Annotated in this window: 7 protein-coding genes; 4 read left to right on the top strand and 3 right to left on the bottom strand. The window is 54.6% G+C overall.

The window, feature by feature from the left end; genetic code table 11:
• On the bottom strand, nucleotides 1–782 hold a 782-nt coding region (locus VGE80_RS20945; RefSeq protein WP_440593994.1), incomplete at its 3' end, for a serine hydrolase domain-containing protein.
• A 686-nt stretch (nucleotides 783–1,468) separates the two neighbouring features.
• Here VGE80_RS20945 and ycaC point away from each other — a divergent pair.
• Entirely contained in the window at nucleotides 1,469–2,092 is a 624-nt protein-coding gene (gene ycaC / locus VGE80_RS20950) for an isochorismate family cysteine hydrolase YcaC (protein ID WP_373652494.1), read from the top strand.
• 210 nt (nucleotides 2,093–2,302) lie between these two features.
• Here the strand turns inward: ycaC and VGE80_RS20955 are convergent, their stop codons facing one another.
• Nucleotides 2,303–3,172, bottom strand: coding sequence for an ankyrin repeat domain-containing protein (locus VGE80_RS20955; RefSeq protein WP_440593995.1), 870 nt, complete (start codon nucleotides 3,170–3,172; stop codon nucleotides 2,303–2,305).
• A gap of 203 nt (nucleotides 3,173–3,375) precedes the next feature.
• On the bottom strand, nucleotides 3,376–3,663 hold the full coding sequence (locus tag VGE80_RS20960) for a hypothetical protein (RefSeq protein WP_373652492.1): 288 nt from the start codon (nucleotides 3,661–3,663) through the stop codon (nucleotides 3,376–3,378).
• A gap of 395 nt (nucleotides 3,664–4,058) precedes the next feature.
• Here VGE80_RS20960 and VGE80_RS20965 point away from each other — a divergent pair, with 395 nt between their 5' ends.
• From VGE80_RS20965 to VGE80_RS20975, 3 genes are all read left to right on the top strand, one after another.
• On the top strand, nucleotides 4,059–4,838 hold the full coding sequence (locus VGE80_RS20965; RefSeq protein ID WP_373652491.1) for an RNA polymerase sigma factor: 780 nt from the start codon (nucleotides 4,059–4,061) through the stop codon (nucleotides 4,836–4,838).
• Nucleotides 4,839–4,912: 74 nt separating this feature from the next.
• Entirely contained in the window at nucleotides 4,913–7,228 is a 2,316-nt protein-coding gene (locus tag VGE80_RS20970) for a protein kinase domain-containing protein (protein ID WP_440593996.1), read from the top strand.
• A 346-nt stretch (nucleotides 7,229–7,574) separates the two neighbouring features.
• The gene (locus tag VGE80_RS20975) at nucleotides 7,575–9,299 is read left to right on the top strand and encodes an ATP-binding protein (protein ID WP_440593997.1); all 1,725 of its coding nucleotides are present in this window, start codon (nucleotides 7,575–7,577) and stop codon (nucleotides 9,297–9,299) included.
• The last annotated feature ends 312 nt before the right edge of the window (nucleotides 9,300–9,611 follow it).

Consider the following 9,611-nt stretch of genomic DNA (forward strand, 5'->3'; position numbering starts at 1 on the left):
GCAACACCGTCCATTCGGTACGCCCGGGGATCGTGGACTTCTCCCTGAATCCACGATCCGTTTCGCCGCTCGGTCGGGGCTGCACGAGCCCGCAGGGACTCAGGCGGTAGATAGCCGGTCTCGTTCATCTTGAGCGGTTCATAGATGTGCTTCCTCGCGAAGTCCGACAACGAATCACCTGACATCCGGGCCACGACTTCGCCGAGAATTTGATAGTTGACGTCCGAGTACTGGAACTTTGTTCCATTAGGGGCAATTGGGTTCAAGGCAAAGAGTCGTTCTCTGGCAACTTGCGGGCCCTGGAGATAGTCGCTTAGTGCATTGTCGGGGATCATGCCGCTGCGATGGACCATCATGTCCCGGAGCGTAATCTCGTTCTTACCTTCGCCTGTAAATTCAGGAATGTATTTCACGACGGGGTCATCAATGATGAGTTTTTGCATCTCTGCCAGTTTGAAGATACTCGTCGCGGTTGCCAGTGGCTTGGTCAGGGATGCCAGGTCAAAGACGGTCTCGACTGTCATTACTTCGGAGTCAGGTTCGATTCGCTTATTGCCATACGCCTTGAGCCAGACAGTACCTGTGGACCTGCCGATCAGCACAACACAACCCGGCAACTGTTCATTGCTGATCGCGTCGGCGATGAGTCGATCGATCTCGCAGAGAACTTCGTCGCTCATACCAGCCTGGGCTGGAATCAGAAGAGGACGTTCCTCTTCGGCAAGAAGCGCGGTGGCGATGAGCGAGCTTAAAATCAGTATCAGTCGCACGAACCTGGACATTGCTGACCCCCTGTCAAGAAATCAAGATCGCAGACCGCTTTTGCTGGATGCAGTCAAACAAACTAATGGTGACGAGACCGGCCTGAGGAAGGATCAGCATCAGTCGCCGTTCCACAGACGGTGCAGTTTTAGTGCGTAGTCTTCGCCCGCTCAATGCGATGCGGCCATCGGGTTTGTGTGTTGATCCGAGAATCCAGCAACTTCGCTGTGAATGCCGAAGGCTTTGTACTTCGTGGGAAGGGGCATGAAACTCGGCTCCAGGACGATCCGGGATTGAAATCGATGTCAATTGGGATGGCACGTGGGGGAGTCGGGTTTGAGTTCATTCCTGCAGCGAGGGATCTCACCATACTGAGGAACCGGTCTGCTGAAGCATCGAAAGAATGTGTGAATTTTTGTGGATAGCGCTTTCATCGTATGAGCGTAAGAGAAAAATATGACGAATGTCGATATTGTGCCGCGAACAGCCTATTGCTGCCGTCATGGGAGATCGGCCGAAGGGGCTGCGACCGTCCTTTGCAGCCAGACGCATAGGACGGGGTTTAAGTGAAAGCTCCGTCGAGTTGCCGGGTGAGGTCATATCTCTATACTTCCGTCGGTTCCAATCGCACTTGGTCGTTGGTCTGAGAGTAAACAACTCGGTCCCAATCCGTATCTCATCCTTTCGCAACTTCGGAGCAGAGCAAATGCCCACGAACTTCCAATACCGTCGGCTCGATAAGAATGACGCTGCTGTGTTGCTCGTTGATCATCAGTCCGGCCTCTGCAATATCGTCGGCGATTTTTCTCCCGATGAGTTCAAGAACAACGTACTCGCTCTCGCAGATGCCGCGAAGTATTTCAATTTACCAACGATTCTGACGACAAGCTTTGAACAGGGGCCGAACGGTCCCCTCGTGCCCGAGTTGAAAGCGTTGTTTCCGAATGCTCCGTACATCGCCCGGCCCGGCCAGATCAATGCGTGGGACAATGAAGAGTTTGTTGGAGCCGTGAAAGCGACAGGGAAGAAGCAGCTCATTATTGCTGGCGTGGTGACGGAAGTTTGTGTCGCATTTCCCGCCTTGTCAGCGCTCGAAGCTGGATATGAGGTCTTTGTCGTGACGGACGCGTCAGGGACTTTCAATCTGACCACTCGGAATGCTGCCTGGTCACGAATGGAAGCAGCCGGAGCTCAATTGATGAGCTGGTTTGGAATCGCCTGTGAACTGCATCGGGACTGGCGCAACGACGTCGATGGACTGGGGACGTTGTTCTCGAATCATCTTCCCGCCTATCGAAACCTGATCACCAGTTACAATATTCGGAAGTAGCGGTGAACTGCACGATGAGTTGAAGACGAGTTGTTGTGACTTCGTAACGGGTCCGTTTGAATGATGTGATTCAGCCGGCGACTCAAGGTGAATTGTTTCAAGACACCGCTTCAGCATGTACGGTCGCCGTGCTCTAACGTACAAGTCATGCTGGGTGCCATGACCTCGGCAGTCAGGTTTGAAAACCTCTGATTGTTACTTAAACGCAGTCTATGGGGCGAATTTCATTTCATTTCTGTGCGAGGTCGGCCAGGTTTCTCGTGCAGTATGGAGCAACTGGGCAAGTTGTCGATGACGGGCATAATCAGCCCAGCCATCGGGAGTGTTTTGGACCTTCGTGTCGCGGATGGTCGGATCGGCTCCTTGAGAGAGCAGCCATTCGACCATTTCTCGACGATTATTGAGCGCTGCGTAGTGCAGCGGCGTCCCGGCGAAGTCAAATCCGGCAGGAATCGCATTGATTTCTGCACCATGAGTGATGAGTTCGTTCGCTGAATCAAGCTGGCCCCACGCGCAAGCGTAGATCAAGGCGTGGTTGGTGATCTGTTGGGGATCGCTGCGGATCGTGGGTTCGATTGAATTTCCAAACGGCCAGTCGACTTCGCCTGCTGTCTCGACGATCAGACCCGCGTCACCGAAACAGCGTCGGATTCCGTCGAGATGTCCGAGTGCGGCATACTTGCGAATGTTGTCGATCGGTGCACCATGTTTCACAAGGAGCTCAACAGAATCCGCATGACCCCAGTAAAGGGCCTCATCGAGTGGAGACCAGCTTCGATCCCCTGCGATGGGAACCCCCAAGTCCAGAAGTGTCGTGATGGCCGTCGTATTGTTGATGCTCGCCGCGGCAGTCAATGCCTCGGTCAGCTCCGCACCCTGTTCGGAAAAAAGACGAATCAAACGGTCCAGCTCGCGGCGGGCCGGCATCTCCAGCACAAGGCAACATAAGAGTGTCGGATGATCCCCTGCACTCAGCGATCGATCAGTGGCCAGGGTGGAATCGGCACGTATCAACTGTTCCAGCTCTTCTGGCTGGTCGGCGCGAATCGCAGCTTGTGCGGGCAGAAACTTCGCATCCATTCAAATCCCCAACAGCAGAGGAAGTTTTGGCATGAACTAAGTTGCAGGATTGGCAGCCTGCCGAGAATGATTTCATGCTAACAGACCGCGTGATGGCCTTCGATGGTGACGTATCGAGCGTCGGACGTCGCGAGGTACCGGAAAACTGTAAAACTGGAAGCGAAGCCAGGGGGTAACCTCTGAGTAGGCGGTCGTACGGGAGCTTAGATTGCGTCGATGACAATCCACGCGGGGGCTTGTCCGCGGGCCTTCACGTTCCAGATGACGTCGGGTACGGTGGGATTAAAGTCCCAACTAAATACGTGAATCTGGTTTGGCTGCAGTGAAGAGAGCGTCCATTTTTCCGCCTGATGCCACAACTGAATCAGGGATTTGTTTAGGACCCACACGCGGACGTTGACCGGTTGACGCCGATTGGTCACGTTCTTCAGGGTCAGATTACAACGCTTTTCGCGAAACTCGATCCGGTGGGCAATCCCGTGTTCGAGCAAAATTTCGTTCGTCGTAAACTTGACGATTCGCCGCTTGTCTCCTGACGGCGGGGCATGAGGAAACAGATTGACCGGTATGCCGATAGTGATACTCCTGGCGTTCCAAGACCCGATACGGACAATGGGATCGATAGGCTAGCGAGGGATAACCGTGGTCGCAACGAATTCTGTGACTTTTGACGCAATGTGCATGAGACGGAATCGCCGGGCAGTCTTCAAAGGAGGGATGTACAAGTCCGCAAAATTCGCCGTCGCTCGCGGGACATGGGAGAGGCCATCCTCGGTTGCCTCGTGAACCATGTACCGGCGAGTGTTATGTGCAGGCAACTGAGTATTGGAATGGACACAAAACGGAAGCGGTCACTGCGAACCACGATTGGACGAGCGACGAAGCTATGGTAACATCCTTTCCTCTGCTTGCTGGCTTCTACACGGGGCAGCGTTCCGTTGAGCAACATGAGAGCCGTATTGAGATTCAGCGATCCGTCTGCTTCTCACTTCCTGCCGAGCGGTCATTGTCAATTTCGGGGACATTCGAGCGTTTACCGATGAACCAAGGTGAAACCACTGTTGCTGTTCAGCGCTATCTGGTTGAATTGGCTCGACTCAGTGGTGATGCTCCGGCAGATCCGATCATTCGAAGTCTGATCGATAGTTCGGTCAGTCGTCTGCACTTGTTATGTCGTTCGCTGCTGGTTCGCAGTTACCCCCGATTGACCCGGCCGCCGATGAACCTGCAGACGGAAGAACTGCTGAGTTCCGTGGTTGATCGGTTGCTGAAAGCCATGCAGGAAGTGCGACCGACCTCCGTGCGACAGTTCTTCGCGCTGGCCAATCAGCACATGCGGTGGGAACTGAATGATCTGGCGCGAAGGCTCGACGATCGCTCACAAGCGCTGGGATTGCAAGACGATTTCGTCATGTCACCCGAATCGAGTGTCTCGCAGTTGACACCTAACGCCAGGCGGATGCTCGAAGCAATCGAAGTGCTTCCCGAGGACGAACGGGAAGTCTTCAGTCTGGTCCGAATTCAGGGAATGACGCACCCGGAAGTCGCTGAGATTCTGGGGACTTCCACCAAAACGGTGCAGCGCCGACTGAATCGCAGTTTGATCCTGCTTTACGAAAAACTGGGTGATTTGAATCCTTCGGCTGCACCGCTGGGTGGAAGCTGAATCGAAGCCCGCAAGTCACGACCGAAAGTGGAACGCCCCCCTACCCTGCTACCCTGAGATCCTGGGAGTCTGCTTTGTCGAATGACTCACAAATCAATGAATTGATTGAAGAGATTCTCGACTCGGATCGGACACCCGAAGAAGTCTGTGTCGAACTTCCGGAGTTGCTGGGGGAAGTCAAAGCACGCCTGCGGAAAGTACGAGCTTTTGAAGCCGAGCTCGATTCGCTTTTTCCGTCAATGGCGATTGAAGAGAGTACGTCCCCGGTAAATCTCGGCGAGACGGGGCTCCCCAGAATCCCGGGTTACGACGTGCAAGCTGTGCTTGGTGCGGGCGGAATGGGGGTTGTGTATAAGGCAGTGCACCTGCAATTGAATCGGGTGGTCGCGCTAAAAATGCTGCTGTCGGGACAGTACGCCAGTCGGCAGGAACACGCAAGATTTCTGCGCGAGGCCGAGGCGGTTGCGCGGCTAAAGCATCAGAACATTGTTCAGATTTACGACATTGGCGATGTTGACGGGAGGCCCTATTTTACGATGGAGTACGTAGAGGGGGGCAATCTCTCAGAGAAGATTGCCCGTTCACCCCGACCCGTGACCGAGTCTGCGCAGATGATCGCGACTTTGGCGAATGCGGTCCATGCGGCCCACCAGTCTGAAATCATTCATCGTGACATCAAGCCGGCGAATGTCCTGCTGAATAGAGACGGTACTCCCAAGATCAATGATTTCGGACTGGCGCGGCGTCTTAATACGGACGATGGACTGACTCATACAGGTGCGCGGATGGGAACGCCCAGCTACATGGCTCCCGAACAGATGACGGGCGATCCGACCGCCGTCGGCCCCGCAATCGACATCTTCGCCTTGGGGGCGATCCTCTACGAAATGCTGACGGGTGAGCCCCCCTTCAAGGGGACCACTCTCTCAGACACGGAGCGCCGTCTGACAAGTGTCGATCCTGATCCGCCGTCGCGCCGAAATGCGAAAGTGCCGCGAGACCTGGAAACGATCTGCTTGAAATGTCTGGAGAAAGACCCCATACGGCGATTTGCGACGGCAGGCGAGTTGGCTGAAGACCTTGCTCGATTTCTCAGGCATGAACCGATTCGAGCACGACCCGTCAGTCGAATCGAGCGGTGTGCTCGCTGGATTCGTCGTAACCCCTTGCCTACCACTCTTGCGGTTACGGGGATTTTGTTGATTGGACTGATCATCATCGACTCGCTCCAAAATGGGGCACTCGTTGCGAGTCGACTTGCAGAAAAAAGCCGGTTGACGGCTCGCTTGGAATCGGGGGTGCAACTGATTCAGGAGGGACGATTGGCCGAGGCACGTGCCATTCTGGAGAAGCTTGGAGACGGGGGATCAGGTGATTTGAGGCAGCGGATCGACCAGGCTGTTTCGGATCTATCTCTGGTAGAGAACCTCGATTCCGCAGGAACCAAGCGATCTATGGTGCTCAAGGAAACTGACGGTGACCGCGTGAATCGTCTGAATGCGGCTGCGAACTATGCCACATTGTTTTCCATGGCGGGGTGGGGAGACGTCGGGGCAGAGTCGAAGCAGGCCGGACAACGGATTCGCAGCTCTGAAATTCGATCACTTCTGGTGACATTTCTCGAAGACTGGTCCGTGTGTGAAGTGGATGCCCGCAAGAGACGATGGGTGCTGGAAGTAATTCGAGAAGCTGATATCGCACCTTCGTCCTGGAGTCTGCGTTTACGCGATCCAGAGAACTGGAATCACGTTGACGCGCTTCAAACACTTGAGCAATCTGCCCCGGAAGCAGGGCGACCTGTGCAATCATTGAGGGTTCTGGGTGATCGAATGGAGGCGGCTGGTCTGGATACGGTTCCGTTCCTGACACAAGTTCAGGATGATCACCCTGACAGCTTTCTGGCGAATCTGGTCTTGGCAAATTCCCTGCATTCGGTCAACGCCCCGGAGGCAATTCGGTTCTACCAGGCGGCACTCGCCATTCGTCCCAAGTCGGCGACGGCACATAATAATCTGGGAGTGGCACTTTCCATTCTGGGGCGATCAACGGAGGCTCTCAGCCACTATAAGCACGCACTCGAAACCGACCTGAAGTCGGTATCGATTCCGTATAACATGGGACTGGAATTGCTGGAGTCGGGGCGTGCGCCAGAAGCGATTCCTTATCTGGAAACTGCCACTCGCCTGGCACCAGCACTGTATGAGACCTACGTGCATCTGGCGACGGCCCTCCTCGAGGTTGGCCGTCCGTCCGATGCCCGTGATTTGCTGGAATCAATCCTCACTGCGACACCATCCGGGTCAGCCGTCAGGAGTCGACTCGATCAATTACTGGAGCAATGTCAGCAGGCTCTGTCTCTTCCTCCCGATCGAACTCTGGATCCGCACTGATCGCGCATGCGAACGCCGGTCAGAGATCCGGGTTTGTTTGGGGAGCCAACACCCGTTCACTGTGTGTGAAGCCGGAGAACTGATGCCATGCATTGGCCCATTCATCGAGAGGGCCCTCGAGCAACTTCTGGCGGCCGAAGTTCAGAAGGTCCTTCTCTTGAGCGCAAACCACCGTGCTGACCCGAATTTCTTAGAATTGGCACGGAGATTGAACAGGTTGCGGGGCTTACTAGGAAGATGTACCCCGCGGGAAGGATGAGAATCGGGATTGTGAGCGTTTTCGCTCGCTTGATTGCTGATCGCCTGCCATTACCGAGCCGGGGCACACGTTCAGGGAGTCGATTCCATGGATAACAACGCTGATCTCGAATCGTCCACATCGAAGAAGGGAACCAATCCTGATCAACCATCGCTCAAATTCGTCAAGAAGCGTGCGGGTGAGGCAATGAGCGACGACCAATCTCACCCAGGTGCTCTGGACCATCGGACAAAGGATCTGGAGCACCCCCTCCATGATGTGACAGGCGACGTCAAAACCGAATTAAAGGATTCTCGATTACTCGCGCTGGCAGGCGAGATCATTTCCACGATTCAACAGCCGTACGTGATTCTGGATCGGGAACTGCGGTTGCGACTCGGGAACTCGGCATTCCATGCCAACTTTTCCGTCGACGAGAAAGATGCCCGGAATGAGGTTCTGTTTCGTCTTGCGAATGGGCAATGGGATCTACCCCCCGTCCGATCCATGTTGGAACGCGTTCTCAAACAACGTGAGCCAGTAGATAACATTCAGGTTGAGTACGTTTCGCCGCAGGCACAAAGGTGTACTGTACGAATGACCGCTCGTCCGTTTCCAGTGGATGCCGATCGCCTTGATCTGGTGTTGCTCGCGATTGAGATAGTCAATGTGGACTCAACAAGTCAGGCATTCGACGTCACAGGTGAGCGACCGAGTGAACTCGGGATGCAGACTCCGCAGAAGGACGAATTTCTTGCACTGTTGAGCCACGAATTACGAAATCCGATGGCCCCCATTGCCAGTGCCCTCGAACTTCTGGGACTTCAACCCAATGAAAGCAAGACTCAGCAGCATGCACGAGCAATCATCGAACGACAGGTCAGACAATTAAAGCGGGTCATCGACGACTTGCAGGAGGTATCTCGCATGTCGAGAGGGGCGATTCAGATCGAGAAGGTTCGCTGCCCCCTGCGTGAAATTGTCGACAACGCTATCGAAGATGTCCGCCCCCTTCTGGAGCAGTTCGGTCATCAGTTTGAAATCTCCATTCAACCGCAGTCGATCTGGCTGGAGGCTGACCCTGCACGGTTAGAACAAGTTCTTGCCAACCTCCTTTCCAATGCGGCAAAATTTACGAACCCCGGTGGGAGAGTGTCATTGACCGTAAGTGCGACTGGGGACCAATGCGAAATCCACGTCGCCGATACGGGCGTCGGGATCGACCCTGAATTAATTCCTCGAATCTTCGAGTCGTTTACTACGGGGAATCGGCTGCACGACCGAACCAACGGTGGTTTAGGCATCGGTTTGTCACTGGCCAAACGGCTGGTGGAACTGCACGGTGGCCGAATCAACGTCATCAGTACCCCGGGTCAAGGAAGTGATTTTGGATTTTTCCTGCCGTTATCCGCTTCCCCTCAACATCGGATGGTGGTGCGCGGTAAGGAAACGAAGGGCCGCGTGGACTCGTCCCTCAAGGTGATGATCGTCGATGATAACGAAGATGGTGCGCAGACGCTGGGAATGCTGTTATTGCAGTTGGGCTATGAAGCGCTGACGGTGCATGATGGTCCGACATCGATCGAAGCAGCTCTCGATTACCGGCCCGACGTCATCATACTGGATATAGGCTTGCCAGGACTGAACGGGTACGAGGTGGCCAAGAAGTTGCGGCAACAGCCCGAGTTTGAAAAAGTGTTGATCGTGGCGATGACCGGTTACGGCGACGATAATGACCGACAAAGATCCATCGAATCGGGTATAAATCATCATTTGATCAAGCCATCTGACTTTGAAAAGCTCCAGCGGATACTCGACGAGTTTGTAAAGTAATCGTTTGGAGGTTCGTTCTGCGGATGTTCGCTCGTCAGGTCGACGGGCAGGATAGACGTCTCGACGACCCGAGGTTGCGCTCACAGTGCCTTCATTCCCCTGTAGGGCCAAGGCAATGAAGCCGTAGGACAAGAACTATAGAGAAAGGGGGCGGTTGGATCTCTGCTGAGACGGCAGAGAAGCACTGTCGTCTCAGCAGAGATCCGCAGTCTGCATACAGCCGAATTCACTGCGGCTAAAACGCCACGGGAGAATCGCTGCAGGTTGAGGCAACGTCGCATTCCTCGTTGAGTGCGGCATAGAGCGTCGCGG

It is taken from the genome of Schlesneria sp. (assembly GCF_036405755.1).
Taxonomy (GTDB): Bacteria; Planctomycetota; Planctomycetia; order Planctomycetales; family Planctomycetaceae; genus Schlesneria; species Schlesneria sphaerica.